The following is a 19068-nucleotide window of genomic DNA, read 5'->3' as shown; positions in this document are numbered from 1 at the left end:
TGAGCATTTCTACGGATGGCGCTTCGGCTGCTCGACTACCCGCTCACAAGTCAAAACAACCGTGTCGGGAATCAGGGCGGCCTGGAGTCTGAGCTCACCCGCGCCACGTTCCCCAGCCGCGAAGATCGAGCCGCTCAGATCGAGCAGGCCTATCGCCAGATCTTCTTTCACGCGATGAAATGCGATCGCGACGTGAATCTTGAATCCCAGTTTCGCGATGGAAGCATCACAACGCGGGATTTCATTCGAGGACTGCTGCTGTCAAGACGCTTTCAGGAAGGCTACGTGGCCTGCAGCACAAACTATCGACTCGTCGACCAGGTCGTTGGCCGTGTTCTCGGTCGAGAAGTGCATGGACAAAGCGAACGAATCAGCTGGTCAATCCTGATTGCAGAGAAGGGTTTCAGCAGTTTTGTGGATGCTGTGCTCGACAGCAAGGAATATCTCGACTCATTCGGCTACGACGATGTACCGAACCAGCGTGCACGGATTATTCCAGGAGCTTCAACCGGGGAAATGCCCATCTATCAGCAATTCCCTCGTTATGGAAGTGATTGGAGAGATCGCCAGTGGGACATGAAACTGCAGGCCAGAATTGAAATCGAGACACTGGTTCCCGCGTACATCAAGACTCCAGAGTGGGCCAAGAAAGCATGGCTGGGACTGGCTGCTATTGGCGCTTTCGAACTGATTCGAGTTCTGCTGATTGTTGCAGGAGAAATGTATAGCACTCGCTGAGTTTCAATACTGAATACATAAAACTGTCGGCAAATCGTCGATCAGTAAGACAAACGGGCACCAATCACAGTCAGTTCCTCCTGAGAAGCCTGAGGCATAACCTTCTTTCGCCGATTAAATGCTACGTTCATCTGTCGCATAAGCCCTCCAGGCTCTCCGTCAGAAATTCGGCAATTTGCAACCGGAAAACCGACAGCAAAAACATCGCACGAATACCATTAAGAAATTCAAAGCATTGTCAGAAAACATTTTGTTGCAAGCCTGAAGGCCCGGTGGAGTTCACAGGAGAAGGGGTTTAAGGTCTGCTCAGATGTTTCCGCGCAGATCAGTAATGGTCGTCATCAAGCCGACACGCGATTTCACCGATCAGTACCGCGTCTCTTACTCCGGAGACAAATCTGCAAAACAAAAATCCAATACTGCGACCAATCTTTATCGCATGGAATCGGAGAAAGGCGGCTTTCTCCCCCGAAGTGGCAAAGCAGGCATCACCATTCATGAATACAAGGAAAATCTATGTTCTGCGATGGGCATCGGCATCGGACCAAGGGTTCACTCCGAATGTCCGTTCAGCAGCGTTAATGAGGTCTATGCAGCCACTGGGAGTGAGGCGTTAGCAACAACTATTGCGGCAAGCTACAGGCAGGTTCTGGGAAACCTCGGACCGATGGATAGCCAGCGCAGTATTGAACTGGAATCTCAACTGAGCAACGGTGAAATCAACGTCAGAGATTTCGTTGCGGGCCTTGCGAAATCAGACTTGTATAAAGAGAAGTATTTCCGCAGCGTTTCTCCAATTCGCGGTGTTGAACTTAATTATAAACACCTTCTTGGCAGGCCGCCTGTGAACCAGGCGGAAGTCAGCGCTGCAATTGCAACGATTGCAGAGCATGGTTTTGACGCCCTAATTGACAAGATCACTCGCTCGGGCGAATACCTGGAAGTCTTCGGCACTGATACCGTTCCCTACCCTCGCGCCTGGACGTCAGCAGCTGGGGCCTATTGCTCCACATTCACAAATCTTGCCAGGGTCACTCCTGCCAACGCTGCCTCTGACACAACAATCGAGTCGCGAAGTCAGCTCGTCATGGAGTTCTCCAACGCTCGCAGAATTTCACAGTCGGGCGCTGGCTTCGATGTCAGTGGTTTCGTGTATTCCAAAGCCGTTAAGGATCCTTACTACGGAGCATTCCAGAGAATGTACCAATCAAAAAATGCGAAAACCTGGTCTCAGCAGAGCAGCTAAACCTGACTCATCGAGCCAAAACAACTCGTCGATATTCGTTCCTTAAAAGCACTGGTCTTGATATCAGTGCTTTTTAATGTTTGCACATTACGGAGACCCAATCGTCATCGCGATGGCAGTCTCAAAAAGACTGGCAGAAGAGTAAAATACGCATCAAGCATGACTAGGTAGTCGAACTGTGACGTCAGAATTTGTTGACCTCAGGCAGTGGACTGCACCGGAAACAAAAAGACCAGAAAACAATCAGCCACCTACATTTGATGCGAGGGGGGCCAACTGGAGTGATTTGGACATTGGCGAACATGATCTCAGCGGCGCCCTACTTTGCCGATGCGATCTGCGTGGCAGCGATCTGAGTCGATGCAACTTGAATGGTGCCGATCTGCGTTTGGCGATTTACGACTCAGGAACACGTGTTCCTGAAAATTTTTCAATTCAGGCAAGCGGTGCTGTCGGTCCAGGCGCAAAGTTGAACGGAGCATTTTTAAACAATGCCGATCTGAGGGGCGTCGATCTGCGCCGATCAATCCTGATGGGCGCATACCTCAGCGGAGCTGATCTGAGTGGTGCGATCCTCGACGAAACCTCTCTGGCTGGAGCTGATCTCCGCAATGCAAAGTTGCGGGGAGCCATGTGCAGGGGAACACGCTTTGGCACCAGCCAACTCGACATGGCGGATTTCCGCGGCGCAAACCTCGAAAATGCTGCTCTCGAAGGCGTGGAATCCATCAAGGGAACTGATTTCAGCCTATGTACAGGCCTTGATCATCAACTCGAAAACCTGCTCAGCCGTGATGCCATGGAACTGGACCACTGGAACCCGTTCACACGCAGCACGGCGAGAAAAAGCCTCGAATCGCTCAAAAACGAAAAGATGGCGTGAATTAGCCTCTGATCTGCGTCAAACCCCTTCCCGCAGCACGCGATTGTCATGTCACGCAATATTTAGACACACTTGATTGAGGTTTATAAAGAAGCCGCTCGCGCACGGCACTTCTGACTGACGATAGGCAGGCGAATAATGCGAGAAACTACATGCCCTTCGGTCCTGCCTCGCTATTGGGGGTCGAACGCTTCTCGGACGAGAGTGAAGCGCCCCTTGAGCTGCTACCAGGCGACGATGACGCCAAGAAAGAGCAGATCATCCGTCGGGTCTATCAGCAGGTGCTTGGCAACGCTTATGTGATGGAAAGCGAGCGCCAGATCGTCGCAGAGTCCCAGTTCAAGATCGGCGAAATCAGCGTCAGAGAACTGGTGCGGCGCATTGCCAAAAGCGAGCTGTATCGCACTCGCTTTTTCGACACATGCTCGAGATATCGCTACATCGAATTGGCGTTCCGTCATTTCCTCGGACGAGCACCAGAAGATTTCCAGGAAATGCGCACCCACGCCGAGCGCCTGGACAGCAAAGGCTATGAAGCTGACATCGACAGTTTTCTGGATTCAGCCGACTACCAGAATGCATTTGGCGAATGGGTGGTTCCGTTCCAGCGGGGATGGAAAACAGAGTGCTGCACCACTCTTCAGGAGTTCACTTGGAGTTTCCAGCTTCTGCGAGGCAACAGCAGCAGCAGCCTGAAAGGCGACCTGGCTGGAAACAGAAGCAAGCTCGGTGGAGCGGTCTATCAGAACCTTCCACTACCGGTGGTTCCACCCTCGTCCAATGAGACAACGGGCTGGAGCTTCCGTCCGGCCAGCAACCTCCAGGATGCGCCAACGCGCCTTGGAGCTGGCGCGGGTCAGGAAGGAGTGACCTACCGAGTGGAAGTCACGGGTTACAGCGCCAACAATGTGCGACGTATTTCCCGATATACACGCAGTAATCGGGTCTATTACGTTCCTTTCGACAAGCTTTCAGAGCAATTCAAACGAATTCACAGGGAAGGAGGAAAGATCGCAAGCATCACTCCAGTGACATAAGCGCTTCAGAGCCAACAAACAACACAAATTCACAGCAAACAACCTCACCGATCAGAACCATGGCAACCAATCAAACTTCAAACGGATTCGGCGCTGAAAGCAAGTGGAAGTCTCCTGTCAGTTTTCAAAGAAAGGGGCAGGCTGAGCCAAAACCCGCGCTCACGATTGGTGAATTTCTGAAGCAATCCTGCGACCAGATGGGCATCGGCGTGGGGCCTCGCAGCCACGAGGATTGTCCTCACCGAGTCACTGCAGAGTGCTACAGCCCAGATGATGACAGCTCGCTCAACGAAGTAATCGCAGCTGCCTATCGACAGGTCTTCGGTAACGCTCATGTCATGGATTATGAGCGTTGCGTTGAACTTGAAGCACAGCTTCGCAACGGCGATCTGGATGTTCGTAACTTCATCAGAGGACTTGCCAAGTCGAGTTTCTACAAGTCTCGTTTCTTCTCCTCTGTTGCCCCGCAACGCGGAATTGAACTGAATTTCAAACATCTGCTCGGGCGTGCACCTCACTCACAGGCAGAAGTCTCAGGGAAGATCACTTTGCAGGCTCAGAATGGCCATGATGCGTTAATCGACAGCATTGTTGACTCCGCTGAATATCTTGAGGTCTTCGGTAGTGATGTTGTTCCCTACGCACGCGCCTGGAGTTCCCCTGCTGACCTGGCGACATCAGCATTCCCCATGCTTGCCGCACTGCAGAAGAGCTTTGCAGGCAGTGACAGCGCACGGGGCGGCAGCAGTGCACTGACCAGCAGCATGGCTTCAGGGAATGCTCCTCGCATCAGCAGTCCTTCCGAAGCCATCGGTGTCAGACCCTCTACCGCCTTCTCGAAGGGTCAGATCATCAGCAGACCACCTGGCGTCACAAGCGGCAAGGACTCGGCACCGATGCGTGGTGACGCCTATGTCTTTTTCGGCCTTGGTCAGCGGGAACAGGAAACCTATCAGCGCTGTCCCGGCGATTCCGCAGACCAACTGAATGCACTGATCCGCGCCTCTTACAAGCAGGTGATGGGCAATCCTCACCTCATGGAGTTCGAGAGATCTGTCACGGCGGAAAGCAAGTTCCTTGATGGCTATCTGAGCACCAGGGAATTTGTCAGAGCAATTGGCCTTTCAGCTGAATACAAAAAGCGGTTCTTCGAGACGAATGCCCCTTATCGCTTCATCGAACTCAATTTCAAGCATTTCCTCGGCCGTGCCCCCAAATCACAGGCGGAAATCAGTGAGCACACCAGAATCCTGGCTGACCAAGGCTATGAAGCTGAAATCTGCAGCTATGTGGATTCCGAGGAATACCAGAGCACGTTCGGAGAAGACACAGTGCCGTTCGCTCGAATTCTCTCTGAAAACGGCCGATCTCAGGTTGCCTTCAACCGGCATCTGAAGCTGGCTGAAGGCTTCGCTGCCAGCGACACGGTATTGAGCAGTTCTTCCTTAGTCACCTCAGTGGCGACAGGAATGGTTCCTGGAGGGTGGAGTTCCACCACAACACGGATCAACAGAACCGGAACTCAATCCGGTGCGCCTGATCCGACCAAGAAGCGCTTCAGGATTGTGGTGGCAGCCCAGACCGCTCGCTCCAGACAACGCACCGCTGGAAGCACTTATCTCGTCTCTGGAAAAGATATGTCCAGCCAGATGAAGTACATCCATGCAAGAGGAGGAAAAATTGTATCCATCACAGAGGTGATGTAACAGCAAAATCACCAACCAGTTTTCACCTAGGCCTTTTCAATGAAAAGGCCTTTCAATTCTTTATCACCTAATTCACCATCAACATGCCTCAAATCACAACTCTTTCTTCCCAAGCCAACGCTGATTTAGGTCATGCTGATGAAGTGATTCAAAGCATTTACAAGCAGGTTTTTGGCAACCGTCACCTCATGGAGCTTGATGTAAACAAGTCTCTGGAAGCTTTGTTCATGAATGGAGACCTCACCGTTCAGGGATTCGTGACAGCACTTGCTCAGTCTGATACGTATAAGAAACTCTTTCTCGACGATAAGAGCCCCTATCAATTTGTAGAGTTGAATTTCAAGCATTTACTAGGAAGACCACCACATGATCAGCAAGAACTGATGGAGCATGTTAAAAGAATGAATACGGAGGGTTATGATGCTGAAATAGCCAGTTATACATACAGCGAGGAGTACTTAAGCGCATTTGGTATTGATCAAGTCCCATACAATCGTTCAAGCGAATCAATCAATGGCGGAAGAACCATCAACTACACAAGAGGAATTGCAGTTGATGCGGGATTCGCTGGTTATGACGCAGCAAGCAAAGGATCCAAACTGCTGAGCAGCCTGTCCACTGGAAATGCTCCTGCGATTGTCGAACGCAAGAGTGTTGGTAACGCCAACGGCATCTCAATCTTCTGGACATCACGTCGACAGATCAGCGGGAACCGTCGAGTCATGCAGAAATCAGTTGTCAGCCAAACTTCGATGTCTGCGACTCTGCGCAGCATCCAGGCTCAGGGAGGACAAATTATTTCTATTTCGAAGGCTTAACTCTTCACAGAATCAAGCTCAAATTTCAAAATTAGTTTGAGATAATAATGTTGGCGGCTACGTTCGCCAGCATTGCCTATTTGCAAAGCCAGACCAAACCACCATCCCGGTTTTCTGATTCCCACATGCCGATTCTCAGAGATACTTCAAGATCAGACCCAAACCAGTCTGATGCTTTCAATCAGTCCGTCTCTTCTGTGCCAATGGCAATGTCGATGATGGTCGACTCTATGGTGAACATGATGCAGGCAAATCTGCCCAAAAATTCTGAGCGGTCGAACGCCAACACAGATAATGGATATTGAGCAGTTTGTTGCTCAAAGCATTGGAGAGTGGCGCTCAATGAGAAGCGGGCATTCTCTTGCCTTTCAACAATTTGAAGATGTCCTCAGTGAGATATCCATCAGTGCTGTCGATGATAATGAAGAGCAGCTTTTTGATCTGATCAAAGCTTCATCACAACCGGATAACAGTCACTACGTGTCTCCCTTCTCAATGGAATGGAGTGCGGAGAGTGACTGGGAGCCTGATGACCCAAGTGAAGTTTCAAGTGGTTCATGCCTGATCATCCCCATCCCCAGGGATGACCGAACGGGAAAACTGCTGAGAAGCGTAGGTTACGCAGAATCGGTAGCTGCAGAGTCGGAATATTGTTTCCTTGATGATGGCACGTTCATTCTCAAGACTCACTATGATCAGTCCATCGCTGAAGAACGAATCTGGTTCGTTTCTGATCACGTTCGCTGCCGTTCATCAGTTCTAAAAACTTCAGAAGGTTCGGGCATTTTACAATCTTCATTTGCCTCTGAAGTCAGAAAAATCTCCGTCAAGTGATTGACACCAAATCGCATTTATGAAACTCGAAGAGAAGGTAAGGTTTGCAAAAACTCTTTGCGGAGTCTTCGATAACTTTGCTCAGTCACAAGAGCGGCCTAAAGACTTTGCGAGGATCAATATTGTATTCCGGCCACTACCTTGGGAAATTTTTCAAGGCCCTGGTTTTTATTCAGAGCAATACTACGATTATTCTCCATGGGAGCCCTACAGACAAGGAATTCATCGCTTAACTTACGATAATAATATCTTCATTGTAGAAAACTACGGCTTCAGTAATAAAGAAAGATTAGCTGGTTCTGGTAGAAATCCCGAGTTGCTTGATTCACTTGATGTGAACAGTCTGCAAAAACGATGTGGATGTTCAATGCAATTCAAAGAGACCAAGACTGGGCATTACGTGGGTAATGTGGAACCAGGCAAGGAATGCATGGTTCCGAGAGACGGCAAATTAACCTACCTGGTGAGCGAAGTTGAAGTTAATGAACAAACGTGGATCAGCCGAGATCGCGGTTTCGATCCAGAAACTGATGAGGTGAGGTGGGGTTCAGAACATGGTCCCCTCAAGTTCAAACGAGTTGAAGATCTTTCCGAAATGGTGACATCTCAGTGGATTAATGAAATTCGAGAGTGAATGGAAAACAGTTTAAAACAGCTTAAAGGGTGGATACGGTCACAACATTTGATCTGTGAAGGAACTGATTTTGTCTTTGAAACAGTTGATCAAACACAATTAGAGAAATTTGAACTTTGCATGAGTGAGATTGGCGGCAAAGTGAGGCAGATCAAGGCTGTTGGCAACTGGCCAATGGGACCGAATCGATCATTTAAAATTTTACGTGCTATCGCGAGTGTGCCCAGGCCCGGAGGTGAAAGCCTGGTGACCTATTGGGCAAAACGAGGAGGGAAGCAAACTCGTTATTCAGAGATCAACACTTAGGATCAGTCAGTGAACCAGCCCATCCAGGTTGGCTTTGAAAAGTCGGTGTGTTGGCTCCATTTGCGCAGAATAGCAAGCGGATCAATCTGAAATCCGCGTTCAGCTGCAATGGCAATTACCTGATCCTGGTTGAGTGCAGATTTGATCTCATCCTGAAGGCTTTGATCTGCTTTCGCTAAGGCAATAAATTGTTCAAGGATTTGATCCTGTTCAACATCAGACATCATTAAACTCTTCATATCGTGATGAAAGCGCGACTGTTACGAATAACTCGTGTCTGCGCCTTCCATCAGCATAGCTCTCCAAGCAGAGAGCTGACGAAACGCCCAAGACCAATGGCTGGTCTGAGCAGCCAATACTTTTTGCTGTATGGAGTCAGATAGTTGTGAAAAGTCTCGTTCAAAGTAAGCATTCCATTCGTTCTGATTAAAAACAAAACCCTTACTTCGCGCATAAGTAATGATCTCCATATGAGATTCAAGAGTTTTTAAACCGGTCGCAAGCTCATGAGAACGAACCACCTCATCCACAAAACGTGTCAGTTCTTCGGAGTTCATCAGCAACTCTCGATCCAAATTGCAAAATTTGCTTTGGTGCAGATCAGCTGCAAAACAAGCGGACCACCAGTGCAACGAAGAAGCCTCCAAGGAGGCCCCTGATTGATCACACCGGAATCCACAAGGATCTTTGGAGGCCGAGTGGCCTGATCGAGTGGTATCAAAGCTGCACCGGTCAGAGAAGTGTCAACAGATTGAACAACCTTGCGCAGGGTGTCTATGTCACTCACTTGATTCAACTGATCGCGAACATTCTGATCATTTCTCAGTGTCTCAACAAAACGTGGCAAAGCTTGTTCCGCTTCAGCAGAGACTGGCATTTGATTGAAAGAAACCTGAATGATCCTAACAGAGAGAATGAGAGCGGTTTAATCACGACATTCCAGAGGAATCAGAAATTTTTTGAAAGGGTGTGAATCACCAGATCAAATCATGCCCAGTAGACCAGGCGACACTAAACTTAAATAGTTTAAACTCATGGTCAAGAATAGGCGTCAACATCAGCAAACTTTCAAGACCAAGATCAATCAAATAAGCTTCCTTGAAAAAGAAGAATTCACCAACAGGACAGCAAAAAAGTTCCTGAAAACAAATGCAGCCATTGCAGACACTGAGAAAGAAAGTAGCTTCCCGAACGAGAGTCAGCTCTGCATGCGAACGAGGGGGAGGTGATCAAATCAGACTGATCATCTTCTGTTCCAACAGCCCTTACTGCTCAACAGCCCTTACTGCTCAACAGCCCTTGCTGCTCAACAGCCAGTCAGGATTGGCATTGGACTTCCTGTGGTTGATCAAAGACGGGGACATCGAGAACTCCCAACAACCCCGTCGCGAAGAAACAACGCCGATGTAGCGGGAAACTCAGAGCCATGGCAGGTGGTTTCAAGCCAAAGCGACCCTGCTGCAACGCCGACGCAGCACATCAACATGGCGGTCACCCGTTTTTGACGAGGGCTCGTCGATCCACGAACGCATCACAGACAGCAGTTCGGGGTGTTCGCAAGCTTGCAGCAAAACCCTCGACCAAATGGCATCACAGATTTCAAGAGAGAGTTGCGTTGAAGGCCGTCATTAGCATTGAAAGAGAACTCTGAACGAGTCCTTAAACAGTCGTCATAAACCTGCACTCCTTCTGCAGCGCAGGGCATCCAAAGCCAGGTGTACAAGAGGTTTTGCGAATTTTATTTTTTCCTTCGAATTGACTTTGCAAACTTGTGTGTCCTGACAATCTGCTTTTGGTGGAGGGGCAGAAAGCAGGGTTAACGTCATTCGTGATGCGGATTTGCATCCCCCTCTAAAACTTTCCGAAGCACCCATGCTCGACGCATTCTCCCGGAAGGCCGTCTCGGCCGATTCCAGCGGCGCTTTCATCGGCGGAGGCGAGCTGGCCTCCCTCAAGTCCTTCATCTCCGATGGCAACAAGCGCCTTGACGCTGTCAATGCGATTACTTCTAACGCCGCTTGCATCGTGTCTGATGCAGTTGCAGGTATCTGCTGCGAAAACACCGGCCTGACAGCTCCTAACGGTGGTGTGTACACCAACCGCAAGATGGCTGCCTGCCTGCGCGACGGTGAAATCGTTCTCCGCTACGTGAGCTACGCCCTCCTGGCTGGCGACGCTTCCGTGCTCCAGGACCGCTGCCTGAACGGTCTCCGCGAAACCTACGCCGCTCTGGGCGTCCCCACCGGTTCCGCTTCCCGCGCCGTGGCCATCATGAAGGCTGCTGCCAGCGCGCTGATCAGCAACACCAACAGCCAGGCCAAGAAAATGCCTGTCACCCAGGGTGACTGCGCAAGTCTGTCTGCTGAAGCCGGCAGCTACTTCGACATGGTGATCAGCGCTATCAGCTGAACCCTATCTGCTTGATCGTTCAAAACAACACACACTCTTCATCATGAAGTCCGTCATCACCACTGTTGTCGGTGCAGCCGATAGCGCTTCCCGCTTCCCCTCTGCTTCCGACATGGAATCCGTTCAGGGTTCCATCCAGCGTGCAGCCGCACGTCTGGAAGCTGCTGAAAAGCTTGCTTCCGGTTACGACGCCATCGCTCAGCGTGCAGTTGATGCTGTGTACGCCCAGTACCCCAATGGTGCTACCGGCCGTCAGCCCCGCGCATGTGCCACAGAAGGTAAGGAGAAGTGCAAGCGTGACTTCGTTCACTACCTGCGTCTGATCAACTACTGCCTGGTCACCGGCGGCACCGGCCCCCTGGACGAGCTGGCCATCAATGGTCAGAAAGAGGTTTACAAGGCCCTCAGCATCGATGCCGGCACCTACGTTGCTGGTTTCGCACAGATGCGTAACGACGGCTGCGCTCCTCGCGACATGAGCCCTCAGGCTCTGACTGCCTACAACACCCTGCTGGACTACGTGATCAACTCCCTGGGTTGATTGATCAACTCACTGTTGAATATTCAGCAATGTGATTGGGGTGGGCATCTCTGCCCACCCTTTTTTATTACCGTCAGCTCGAAGGTAATCTCCAATCTCATCGCTGTGATTTACTCAACAACGAGACACCGCGTTCGGCCAATCAAATGGCCACGACAACAAAGACTTGCCCCAATCACAAACGAATCAAGAATCCATTAGCGGACTTCTTGTCACCTCAAAGCTTGAAACCGATTTGCTCTTGAGCTTCAGTACGTAAAGCAACTATCAGGGGTAATTCCGGACAAATAACCAACCTATCCCCAACTCACATCATGCTCGGCCCAGAAACCAGTCTCAAATCAATCACGTCAGCGACAAGAACCGGCCCTGCGGCGTATTCCACGCCCAGCAAAGCTGGCAAAAATACAATCCACCGCACATTTGCAGGGGCTCGCGCTGAGTACAAGAGGCAACACTGCGCCTCCATGGGAATTGGGATCGGTCCTCGTCTTCACTCCGAATGTCCCTTTGGAGCTGTTTTCGATCAGTACAACCCAGATAACTCTGCAGCACTCGAGCGCGTTATTGCTGCTGCATATCGTCAGGTTTTCGGAAACCTTCATCCCAGGGAGAGTCAAAGAGAAACCTCATTGGAGGTCAGACTGATGAATGGCGAAATCACAGTGCGTGATTTTGTCAACGGCTTAGCCAAATCAGATTTCTACAAGTCAAACTTCTTTCACGCTGTAGGCGCACAGCGTGGAATAGAACTGAATTTCAAACATCTGCTTGGACGTGCCCCTCTGAGCCAGGAAGAAGTTCAAAATCACATCAAGCTCCAGGCTGAAGATGGTTTTGACGCACTGATCGACAAACTGACTGATTCGGCTGAATACACGGAAGTGTTCGGTTCAGACATCGTGCCCTATGAAAGATCTCACGATTCCTATGCGGGGATGTTCAACCGTTCCTTCAACCTGATGCGGGAACTGGGTGGCATGAAAGTTGCTGTCAGCGACAATGCCCAGGGTCGCAGCAGCAGAACAATTAATCCTCTGGCAATCGCATCAAGAGAGGAGTCCAAGCCCCAGGCCTTCAGCTACAACGCGGTTCAAAAAACCCCTGTGAAGCTTCCACAGCAGCAGTACAGCGGCCATCAGCCACCGAAGGTGACCGACTATGTGGCATTCCGACCTTTCGGAGTGCATTTCTGATCAACACCAATGTTGATCAAACAGCTGAACCCCATCCTTGGATGGGGTTTTTTTTGACTGTTGATAGCCTCAGTGATTTCTGCACCAAAGGTTGTGAACATTCAATTAGATTCCATTCAAGAAACATGATTAACCATGCAAGAGGCAACATCTGATCAGAAGACGAATGAGCTGGATAATCTCACAGAACAAGAAGCTTTTGAACTTGCGGAGGTACTAAAAAGAAAATTAGCTGAGCAGGAAACACCGGAAAGTGACCAGACATCAATCCAGCAAATGATTCGCGGTCTTGGAGATCATCGCGGTGCTTTGCGTCTCACATTTGCACAAAGTCTCGGGAATGTTGGTGAAGAGGCAATTCCATATTTATGTGATGCACTGAAAAATGATCCAAATGTGATCATTCGACGAGCATCTGCAAAAACACTCAATCTGATAGGCAGCAAAAAAGCTTTACCGAATCTGGTTGAAGCATTCAAAACAGATCAGGATCCAGTTGTTCAAGGTTCATCAGCAGGAGCAATGGCAACCATTGGAGCACCTGCCATCGATGAGTTACTGAAGATACTTGTGGATCCTGGTTGCACGGCTTTCCAGGTGGGATTGATCAATCTTGCACTCAGCTTTATTGGCTCAAAGGCACCCGACGCATTTGATCAAGCAACGCAATCAGACAATGTGGAGATCCGGATCGCGGCGATCACCGTTCTTGCAGAGCAGATTCAGGCACAAACAAACAAATCAGCAAAAAGCGCACTTCTTAAAGCACTATCAGATGAGGCCAGCGAAGTGCGAGCTGAAGCAGCCACAATGGCAGGAAAAACACTTGAACCCGAAGATGCCAGCAATCAATTGTGCATGATGCTTCAAGACGAATCGGATCAAGTGAGAAAGAACACATCACTTGCGTTAATGAAAATGGAAGCAACAAATGCGATTGAACAGATTAAGGATGCAATTAATGCAGAAAAAAACGAACAGGTAAAGTCTGTGATGACTGTCGCCGTTAATGTATTAGAGAAAGCTTAGGGACTTGGTCAATCAAAGCCCAAACTCTCTCGCCTCTCAAGACTTGCCTGAGCGACTTCGCGGATTAACGCGTCTTTGCCTTCGTCTGCAGCCAGACCTTGCAGGCACTGATTGACCAAAGGCGAATCTAATTCAGCGAGCGACATAGCCGCACCTTGAACATGGGCAATATTGCTGCTGTCGCAAGCCTTGATTAACAGTGGAATCACCCGAGCTTCTTCTGAAGCTTGTTTCGAAAGATGGCCAAGAGTCATCAAAGCAGACTGTGCCACCACTGGGCTGTCATCATCCAGAGCTTTTTCCAACATCGTCAGCGTATCAACAGAGAAAGCATCATCAGGAAAGCTCACTGAGACCTGGACGATTGCCTTGATGCAACATGCTCTGATTGTTCCGTTATCAGATGAATTGAACAGTTGAATCAGATCAGGCACGGTCTGATGGCCAATCATCCCTAATGCTTTGACCGCGGTGCGATACACACCTGGATCAGGATCATGCATTAAGTCAAACAGGCGCGGCATTGCCTCCTCGGGAAATTGCTCAGCAAGAAGTGAACAAGCAGTAAAACGAATATTAGGATTCGGGTGGACTAAGTCAGCAAATAAAGCATCAATCGAGTTACCAGACGAGCCCATATAACACGTGCAAGAATGAAATAATACTATTTTACCATTAGGGGCATTTCGAAGCTGATTCCATCACACGAGAACAAGAGGTACCATTAAGCCAATTGCATGGATGCCAGCTTAGCTTTTACAAAACAATCATCATCTTCAACAAGTGGTGTGAGTAGCTCATCTAATTGAGCTTGTTCAAGACGATCAGAAGCTGCTTCCAGTGCCAGCACAACGGCATAACGACAATCCCATTGTGGCGAATAGTCGCCATCCAAAAACATGGGGATCAGCTCAATAAAGCGGTCTGGATTCAACTGCGCGATGGAGTAAATTGCTGCAGGGCGGCTTTTTTGAAACTGAGGCCGCATGTTGACTGCCGCATTTCTCAAGATTTCATCAATACAAATCATTGACTGCTGAGACCAGTCACTACGGGAACCAATCAATCTCATGAAGAAATAGTGGGCACCGTAGTCATTATGAGCCTCTTCGTTCCATTGTTCTGAAATCAAAGGCCAAAGCGAATCCGAAGGAACAGAGCTGAGGCTCTTCAAGGCAAGATAACATCGGCTGAAGTCAGCATTGAAGAGTTCACGTACTAAAAAAGCAGGATCGGGGGTCACGTCATACTCATGAACAATCTGGATATTTGATGGATCATCAATGAAAACAGAGTCAACGAGGTGAATTGATTGGAGCAATTCAGAATATTTCTCTTTTGCATTCAGCAAGAGCCGGCATGCACGTACCCGAAATGCTGGAGATACTGGTGATGCAATGATTTGGGGCAAATATTCAATGGCCTGGGCATCAATTAAATCCTGGATTGCACAATGCCGATCCATCTGATTGGGAAGCAGAAGATGATCTATGATTTCAGAAAGCTGCTGCCTGTTTCCGGAGAGTTGAGTGTCAGCAGAGATTGCTGCTCCTCTGACACCAGGAGATTCTGCATTTTTCAACGCCTCGATAGATGGAAGACTTTCGTTAATAGATAAACTCGCCAGGCATTGAATCAAAGCTCGTTGATTATGCAAATTATCATTCAAAAGATTGATCATCTTTGCAATTAATTCAGGCTGATTACACTTCAATTGCTTAAGAGCGCAGATAGTATTTTCAACCAAATAATGATCATCAGACCATAAGCATCGACCAATCACAGAGGTCAATGAGACAGCACCAATTTTCCCAAGAACTTCTACAGCCTTTCTCTTGGCAATCTTGACAGCTTGGTCGTTGAGTGGATTCTCAAGCAAACTTACTAAAGCATGCTCTGTCTCAACTCCCGGACAGTTAATTAAATGAGATGCAGCAGTATAGTAATCACTTTTTGACTCCAACTCATTAACGGGTTGACGAAGAATTTGCCGAGCATGCTCACATGTCAGCCCAGGATGAATATTGTCAAAACGACCTGTCATCAAGAGAATAAATAATGTATAAATTGTACCTCAATCAAGGCAAGGCGTCTTCACTAAACTCAAAGTAGTCAAAAAAAACTAACCTAATGCCCTGAAAAGGAAAATCATCATAGACTCGCGCGAGTTACATGAACATTGTGGGACCTTTTCCTGGGAAGCAATTCAAAGTACAGACGTTGGCAATGAATCGCTCAAGGCCTTCGATTTCCGTTAATTTCAACATTCCATTCGATGGACTTTGTCACGGAATGCAAGTGATGCGACGATCTGGTTTTAGCGTCACTCATTTTAATTCAGGCACCGTTCAAAACGATCTACTTGATCAATCAAAAACTGGAGAGAGCGGTTTAACAACCAAGCGCACACAAAAATCACCAACACAATCAGCGACTCCTAAAAGTGGAGCAGTGAAATCAGAAGTTAAAGCCGAGAACACAAAAACGTCAGACAAAAAAACCACGCAAAAGGCGAAGCGTCAACGACGCAAATGATATGACATCAAAGTTGAATCTCAATTCTTAATCTCAAAGATTGCATCACTGGGTCGCCCACTTTTGAGGCCTTCCCAGTTGATGCCGATCAAAAACTGCTCAGGATCAGTGCATTCCACAACATCAACTCCCCAGGACCCTTCCTGGAGTGGTGACCCGGATGATCCTGGAGAATCTTTGCGGCCTCCAAGAGCAAGCCAGTGATGTTCAGACCCGTGAGACGCGGTAATACGATATTTTTTCCAGGCTTGAACAAGCTCTTTAGCCATATCTTCCGGAGACAAAGAAGATTCCAAACGTATTAGCCAATGTGGATGATTCAATGCTTCCGCAGCATCAAAAGCGTTTGATTGACTCTTCAATGCCTCAGCTAACTTTTCAGCGGATAATGCTGGAACTTGGTCTGATGTAATCTGAAGATTATGAGAAACAACAAAAACAGTCATGGCTTAAGCTATGGTCAAAGTTAAGTGTGATGGAGGAGCTTAATGAATGACTTCACTGAAACACAGTTAAGTCAAGAAGAAGCTCTTGATCTGGCCAATCATCTCAAAGAAAAGTTGAGAGCAGGATTGCCGATTGACGCAGATCCGGATTCAATCGCAACAATGGTAGCTGCCCTCGGAGACCCTCGTGGGCTTCTGCGTCGCCAGATTTCTGAAGGTTTGGGATCAATTGGCGAAGCAGCAGTGCCTGCTTTATGCCAGGCAATGCGGCGCAGCGATCAGGTCACAGTGAGAAGAGCAGCTGCTAAAACTTTGGCCTTGATCGCTGATCGAAATAGTCTTCCTGATCTGCTGGCAACTTTTCTGACCGATACGGATTCTGTTGTTCAAGGCTCCAGCATGGGAGCAATGGCTTCCATGGGTGAAGACTCGATTGGAGCGATTCTGAGCATCGTCGAAAATCCCGAAAGCACCGAAATGCAGATTGGCCTGGCGAATTGGGCTCTTACTCTTATTGGCGATCGAGCTCCAGAGGTTTTAAGAGGTGCAATATCTTCCGAGAATTCCAAAGTACGGAAAGCTGCAATCTCAGCTCTTGGCAGTCAGATTCAATCCCTGAATTCCCAACAGGACCGTGACTTACTCCAGCAAGCTCTTCACGACACATGCGCTGAAATACGTTCCGAAGCAGTGATTCTCCTTGGCAATCTTGAGGATTCAGAGTGGGCCTTGCCGTTACTCTCTCCTGCTCTGTCAGACCAAGACAGCTGGGTGAGAAAAAATACAGCGTTATCTCTGATGAAGCTTGGCTGTAGTTCAAGCATTCCGAATCTGCAAACACAACTCGAGAGTGAATCTGACTCAGTGGTCAGAAAAGTTCTGCAGCTTGCTGTTGATCGACTACAACAATCAGACAAGAACTAACCATTAAAAAAGGGGATGCCGAAGCATCCCCTGATCTTGGCGATGAATTTAGATCAAACTCAGGAAAGAGCGTTGATCACGTAATCAAGGTAAGACTTGAATTCGTTGAGAGCTTGAGGGCTCATATCGCGTGGTGCGCAAGCGCGATCACGTGTATAGGTGAGAGCTTCTACGTAAGGGCCAGTCGGCAAGCTCAGTGAGCGGTAAACCTCACGGGCGCCCGCAATGCCCCACTCATCCAGAGGACCGGTACCGCCAACAACGAGGCAGTAGTTGATCAGACGGAGATAGTGGCCGAGATCGCGATAGCACTTGTCAACTTTGACCTGACTGTCACCGGCCTCACCGGGCTGCTTCAGGTAGGCGTACTTGTTGAAGCAGGCATCACCGGCTTCACGGGTCACAGCGTCAAGGCCTGCGGCGAGCTTTTCAGCAGCTTCCAGACGGGCGGCAGCACGTTGGATATTGCCCTGAACAGCTTCAAGATCGTTCTGGGAAGGGAAGCGACCTGCTGCGTCTGCAGCAGTCACGACGGTGGTAACGACGGACTTCATTGATGGGTTCCTTTAAGAGGGAGAATGTCTGAAAAGAAAGCGAGAAGCCGTTCAGGAGACGGCGCCGATCACGCGATCGAAATAGGAACCAGCTTCAGCCACCAGAGCTGAGCAGTCGCCTTGCGTGGTCTCCATCTTGCGGTAACGCTTGCCGCCGGAAGCAGGAGAGTTGGTTTCGCCGATGAGAGCAGTTGCTGAAGCCTTCATGATCGCCACGGCACGAGCTGCCGACTGGGTGGGAACTCCCAGAGCGATGTAAGTCTCTTTGAGACCATTCAGGCAACGGTCATCCAGCACGGATGCGTCGCCGGCAAGCAGCGCATAGCTGATGTAGCGAAGCACGATCTCACCATCGCGCAGGCATGCGGCCATGCGGCGATTGGGATAGCAGTTACCACCGGCCTGAATCAGGCCGGTGTTTTCGCAGATCATGCCGGTGACAGCATCAGAAACGATGCAGGAGGCGTTGGAGGTGATGGCGTTGACGGCGTCCAGGCGCTTGTTGCCTTGGCTGACGTAGCTGCGAAGAACAGCAAGGTCGCTACCACCAACAGGTGCGGTTTTGGCGTCAGCGCTGACGACCGAACGGGAGAATGCGTCGAGCATTTTGGGCCAGACAGTTTTGTGGGGGAGAGGCTTCTAATGCCGTGAGGCAACCAGTGAGCAAGTCCTTTTCAGGTGTCTTGAGCAGTTGGCTGATAAACCCAGGGGGTTGGAAGCGCATTAGTAAGCTAAGCCGGGTCAACCAAGCAGCGGTGCGGGATCTGCTGATCACGCAAGAGTTCGTCACCTTGTGAGCACAACCACCCCTCATCGGGGTTCCTCCAGCGCAGCCGATCAGGGCTACAGCAAGAACAAAGAGCACCAGCGATGGTTAAATCTGAGCATCCAGGCGGCTTGATCACCAATCGCAACGCAGTGAACACATGAGCTTCAGCAGGCGGGTAGGCTCACTTATGCATTTCTTTTCATGTCGTCAGCATGACGGAACAACCGCTTCAGCAAGAAGTCAGCATTGAAGAATTGCAGGAATCAATTGATGAACTTTCTGCCTACCGAGAACGTCTTTACAATGATGTTGTTGGCCTTGGCAAAAAACTTCGCTTGTCCCAAAAGAAGATAGACGCCACAATCAGTGAACATCCTGAGCTCACACGAATTGATGAAGTTCTTGATCAGCTGAAAGCGCAGAGAAATGCTCAGAGCAGTCAATGATGAGTCAAGTGGATTGT

General features: G+C 49.2%; 24 protein-coding genes. 16 read left to right on the top strand and 8 right to left on the bottom strand.

Annotated elements, in window-relative coordinates; all coding sequences use genetic code 11:
• Positions 1–15 precede the first annotated feature (15 nt).
• The 9 genes from SIB56_RS14055 to SIB56_RS14015 all read left to right on the top strand — a co-directional run bounded on the left by SIB56_RS14055 (position 16) and on the right by SIB56_RS14015 (position 8202).
• Positions 16–738 carry a phycobilisome rod-core linker polypeptide gene (locus SIB56_RS14055; protein ID WP_413324497.1) on the top strand — a complete coding sequence of 241 codons (723 nt, stop codon included), beginning with the start codon at positions 16–18 and terminating at the stop codon, positions 736–738.
• A 331-nt stretch (positions 739–1069) separates the two neighbouring features.
• The gene (locus tag SIB56_RS14050; RefSeq protein ID WP_413324496.1) at positions 1070–1984 is read left to right on the top strand and encodes a phycobilisome rod-core linker polypeptide; all 915 of its coding nucleotides are present in this window, start codon (positions 1070–1072) and stop codon (positions 1982–1984) included.
• 178 nt (positions 1985–2162) lie between these two features.
• On the top strand, positions 2163–2867 hold the full coding sequence (locus SIB56_RS14045) for a pentapeptide repeat-containing protein (protein WP_413324495.1): 705 nt from the start codon (positions 2163–2165) through the stop codon (positions 2865–2867).
• Between the two features lie 152 nt (positions 2868–3019).
• Complete coding sequence (locus SIB56_RS14040; RefSeq protein WP_413324494.1) at positions 3020–3904, top strand: phycobilisome linker polypeptide; 885 nt, start codon at positions 3020–3022, stop codon at positions 3902–3904.
• Positions 3905–3963: 59 nt separating this feature from the next.
• Positions 3964–5610, top strand: a complete 1647-nt coding sequence (locus SIB56_RS14035; RefSeq protein WP_413324493.1) for a phycobilisome rod-core linker polypeptide — start codon at positions 3964–3966, stop codon at positions 5608–5610.
• 83 nt (positions 5611–5693) lie between these two features.
• Positions 5694–6428, top strand: a complete 735-nt coding sequence (locus SIB56_RS14030; protein WP_413324492.1) for a phycobilisome rod-core linker polypeptide — start codon at positions 5694–5696, stop codon at positions 6426–6428.
• A gap of 294 nt (positions 6429–6722) precedes the next feature.
• Entirely contained in the window at positions 6723–7262 is a 540-nt protein-coding gene (locus SIB56_RS14025; RefSeq protein ID WP_413324491.1) for a phycobiliprotein lyase, read from the top strand.
• Positions 7263–7281: 19 nt separating this feature from the next.
• The gene (locus SIB56_RS14020; RefSeq protein WP_413324490.1) at positions 7282–7896 is read left to right on the top strand and encodes a chromophore lyase CpcT/CpeT; all 615 of its coding nucleotides are present in this window, start codon (positions 7282–7284) and stop codon (positions 7894–7896) included.
• A complete protein-coding gene (locus tag SIB56_RS14015) occupies positions 7897–8202 on the top strand; it encodes a CpeR family transcriptional regulator (protein WP_413324489.1) in 306 nt (101 codons plus the stop codon). It abuts the gene before it with no gap.
• 2 nt (positions 8203–8204) lie between these two features.
• Here SIB56_RS14015 and SIB56_RS14010 read toward each other — a convergent pair whose 3' ends face one another.
• Genes SIB56_RS14010 through SIB56_RS14000 form a run of 3 tightly spaced genes read right to left on the bottom strand, consistent with a single transcriptional unit; the run spans position 8205 to position 9079 of the window.
• Complete coding sequence (locus tag SIB56_RS14010; protein ID WP_413324488.1) at positions 8205–8441, bottom strand: Nif11-like leader peptide family natural product precursor; 237 nt, start codon at positions 8439–8441, stop codon at positions 8205–8207.
• 21 nt (positions 8442–8462) lie between these two features.
• Positions 8463–8849, bottom strand: coding sequence for a Nif11-like leader peptide family natural product precursor (locus SIB56_RS14005; protein WP_413324486.1), 387 nt, complete (start codon positions 8847–8849; stop codon positions 8463–8465).
• Complete coding sequence (locus SIB56_RS14000) at positions 8759–9079, bottom strand: hypothetical protein (RefSeq protein ID WP_413324485.1); 321 nt, start codon at positions 9077–9079, stop codon at positions 8759–8761. Before SIB56_RS14000 ends, SIB56_RS14005 begins: the two co-directional genes overlap by 91 nt.
• 995 nt (positions 9080–10074) lie before the next feature.
• Here SIB56_RS14000 and SIB56_RS13995 point away from each other — a divergent pair.
• The 4 genes from SIB56_RS13995 to SIB56_RS13980 all read left to right on the top strand — a co-directional run bounded on the left by SIB56_RS13995 (position 10075) and on the right by SIB56_RS13980 (position 13377).
• Positions 10075–10611: a bleomycin hydrolase gene (locus SIB56_RS13995; protein ID WP_413324484.1), complete on the top strand. Its 537-nt coding sequence runs from the start codon at positions 10075–10077 to the stop codon at positions 10609–10611.
• Between the two features lie 43 nt (positions 10612–10654).
• Positions 10655–11152 (top strand): class 2 C-phycoerythrin subunit alpha, encoded by a 498-nt coding sequence (gene mpeA / locus SIB56_RS13990; RefSeq protein ID WP_413324483.1) that lies wholly within the window; start codon positions 10655–10657, stop codon positions 11150–11152.
• 314 nt (positions 11153–11466) lie between these two features.
• On the top strand, positions 11467–12348 hold the full coding sequence (locus tag SIB56_RS13985; RefSeq protein ID WP_413324482.1) for a phycobilisome rod-core linker polypeptide: 882 nt from the start codon (positions 11467–11469) through the stop codon (positions 12346–12348).
• A 135-nt stretch (positions 12349–12483) separates the two neighbouring features.
• Positions 12484–13377 (top strand): HEAT repeat domain-containing protein, encoded by an 894-nt coding sequence (locus tag SIB56_RS13980; protein WP_413324481.1) that lies wholly within the window; start codon positions 12484–12486, stop codon positions 13375–13377.
• An 8-nt stretch (positions 13378–13385) separates the two neighbouring features.
• On the opposite strand, the gene SIB56_RS13975 is transcribed toward SIB56_RS13980, so the two are convergent.
• Positions 13386–14015: a HEAT repeat domain-containing protein gene (locus SIB56_RS13975; protein ID WP_413324480.1), complete on the bottom strand. Its 630-nt coding sequence runs from the start codon at positions 14013–14015 to the stop codon at positions 13386–13388.
• An 86-nt stretch (positions 14016–14101) separates the two neighbouring features.
• On the bottom strand, positions 14102–15421 hold the full coding sequence (locus tag SIB56_RS13970) for a HEAT repeat domain-containing protein (RefSeq protein ID WP_413324479.1): 1320 nt from the start codon (positions 15419–15421) through the stop codon (positions 14102–14104).
• 128 nt (positions 15422–15549) lie between these two features.
• Here SIB56_RS13970 and SIB56_RS13965 point away from each other — a divergent pair, with 128 nt between their 5' ends.
• On the top strand, positions 15550–15912 hold the full coding sequence (locus SIB56_RS13965) for a hypothetical protein (protein ID WP_413324478.1): 363 nt from the start codon (positions 15550–15552) through the stop codon (positions 15910–15912).
• 20 nt (positions 15913–15932) lie between these two features.
• On the opposite strand, the gene SIB56_RS13960 is transcribed toward SIB56_RS13965, so the two are convergent.
• A complete protein-coding gene (locus SIB56_RS13960; RefSeq protein WP_413324477.1) occupies positions 15933–16358 on the bottom strand; it encodes a DUF2656 family protein in 426 nt (141 codons plus the stop codon).
• 42 nt (positions 16359–16400) lie between these two features.
• Here SIB56_RS13960 and SIB56_RS13955 point away from each other — a divergent pair, with 42 nt between their 5' ends.
• Positions 16401–17282, top strand: a complete 882-nt coding sequence (locus tag SIB56_RS13955) for a HEAT repeat domain-containing protein (RefSeq protein ID WP_413324476.1) — start codon at positions 16401–16403, stop codon at positions 17280–17282.
• A gap of 59 nt (positions 17283–17341) precedes the next feature.
• Here SIB56_RS13955 and cpeA read toward each other — a convergent pair whose 3' ends face one another.
• Positions 17342–17836 carry a class 1 C-phycoerythrin subunit alpha gene (cpeA, locus tag SIB56_RS13950; RefSeq protein ID WP_066904317.1) on the bottom strand — a complete coding sequence of 165 codons (495 nt, stop codon included), beginning with the start codon at positions 17834–17836 and terminating at the stop codon, positions 17342–17344.
• 51 nt (positions 17837–17887) lie between these two features.
• Positions 17888–18442 (bottom strand): class 1 C-phycoerythrin subunit beta, encoded by a 555-nt coding sequence (cpeB, locus tag SIB56_RS13945; protein ID WP_413324475.1) that lies wholly within the window; start codon positions 18440–18442, stop codon positions 17888–17890.
• A gap of 375 nt (positions 18443–18817) precedes the next feature.
• On the opposite strand from cpeB, the gene SIB56_RS13940 reads away from it, so the two are divergent.
• The gene (locus tag SIB56_RS13940) at positions 18818–19051 is read left to right on the top strand and encodes a hypothetical protein (RefSeq protein ID WP_413324474.1); all 234 of its coding nucleotides are present in this window, start codon (positions 18818–18820) and stop codon (positions 19049–19051) included.
• Positions 19052–19068 lie beyond the last annotated feature (17 nt).

The organism is Synechococcus sp. MIT S9503, assembly GCF_047304175.1.
In the GTDB taxonomy this organism is placed as follows: domain Bacteria; phylum Cyanobacteriota; class Cyanobacteriia; order PCC-6307; family Cyanobiaceae; genus Synechococcus_C.
The sequence above is the reverse complement of the archived record's forward strand: the minus strand, read 5'-3'. Positions and strand labels throughout refer to the sequence as shown.

Bases quoted from the DNA above. Each gene is read 5' to 3' on its own strand.
- SIB56_RS13955 (WP_413324476.1), top strand. From the start codon at position 16,401: ATGAATGACTTCACTGAAACACAGTTAAGTCAAGAAGAAGCTCTTGAT.
- cpeB (WP_413324475.1), bottom strand. From the start codon at position 18,442: ATGCTCGACGCATTCTCCCGTTCGGTCGTCAGCGCTGACGCCAAAACC.
- SIB56_RS13940 (WP_413324474.1), top strand. From the start codon at position 18,818: ATGACGGAACAACCGCTTCAGCAAGAAGTCAGCATTGAAGAATTGCAG.
- cpeA (WP_066904317.1), bottom strand. From the start codon at position 17,836: ATGAAGTCCGTCGTTACCACCGTCGTGACTGCTGCAGACGCAGCAGGT.
- SIB56_RS13995 (WP_413324484.1), top strand. From the start codon at position 10,075: ATGCTCGACGCATTCTCCCGGAAGGCCGTCTCGGCCGATTCCAGCGGC.
- SIB56_RS13980 (WP_413324481.1), top strand. From the start codon at position 12,484: ATGCAAGAGGCAACATCTGATCAGAAGACGAATGAGCTGGATAATCTC.
- SIB56_RS13985 (WP_413324482.1), top strand. From the start codon at position 11,467: ATGCTCGGCCCAGAAACCAGTCTCAAATCAATCACGTCAGCGACAAGA.
- SIB56_RS14055 (WP_413324497.1), top strand. From the start codon at position 16: ATGGCGCTTCGGCTGCTCGACTACCCGCTCACAAGTCAAAACAACCGT.
- SIB56_RS13970 (WP_413324479.1), bottom strand. From the start codon at position 15,421: ATGACAGGTCGTTTTGACAATATTCATCCTGGGCTGACATGTGAGCAT.
- SIB56_RS14050 (WP_413324496.1), top strand. From the start codon at position 1,070: ATGGTCGTCATCAAGCCGACACGCGATTTCACCGATCAGTACCGCGTC.
- SIB56_RS14040 (WP_413324494.1), top strand. From the start codon at position 3,020: ATGCCCTTCGGTCCTGCCTCGCTATTGGGGGTCGAACGCTTCTCGGAC.
- SIB56_RS14010 (WP_413324488.1), bottom strand. From the start codon at position 8,441: ATGAAGAGTTTAATGATGTCTGATGTTGAACAGGATCAAATCCTTGAA.
- SIB56_RS14025 (WP_413324491.1), top strand. From the start codon at position 6,723: ATGGATATTGAGCAGTTTGTTGCTCAAAGCATTGGAGAGTGGCGCTCA.
- SIB56_RS14035 (WP_413324493.1), top strand. From the start codon at position 3,964: ATGGCAACCAATCAAACTTCAAACGGATTCGGCGCTGAAAGCAAGTGG.
- SIB56_RS14020 (WP_413324490.1), top strand. From the start codon at position 7,282: ATGAAACTCGAAGAGAAGGTAAGGTTTGCAAAAACTCTTTGCGGAGTC.
- SIB56_RS13975 (WP_413324480.1), bottom strand. From the start codon at position 14,015: ATGGGCTCGTCTGGTAACTCGATTGATGCTTTATTTGCTGACTTAGTC.
- SIB56_RS14015 (WP_413324489.1), top strand. From the start codon at position 7,897: ATGGAAAACAGTTTAAAACAGCTTAAAGGGTGGATACGGTCACAACAT.
- SIB56_RS14000 (WP_413324485.1), bottom strand. From the start codon at position 9,079: ATGCCAGTCTCTGCTGAAGCGGAACAAGCTTTGCCACGTTTTGTTGAG.
- SIB56_RS13965 (WP_413324478.1), top strand. From the start codon at position 15,550: ATGAACATTGTGGGACCTTTTCCTGGGAAGCAATTCAAAGTACAGACG.
- mpeA (WP_413324483.1), top strand. From the start codon at position 10,655: ATGAAGTCCGTCATCACCACTGTTGTCGGTGCAGCCGATAGCGCTTCC.
- SIB56_RS13960 (WP_413324477.1), bottom strand. From the start codon at position 16,358: ATGACTGTTTTTGTTGTTTCTCATAATCTTCAGATTACATCAGACCAA.
- SIB56_RS14030 (WP_413324492.1), top strand. From the start codon at position 5,694: ATGCCTCAAATCACAACTCTTTCTTCCCAAGCCAACGCTGATTTAGGT.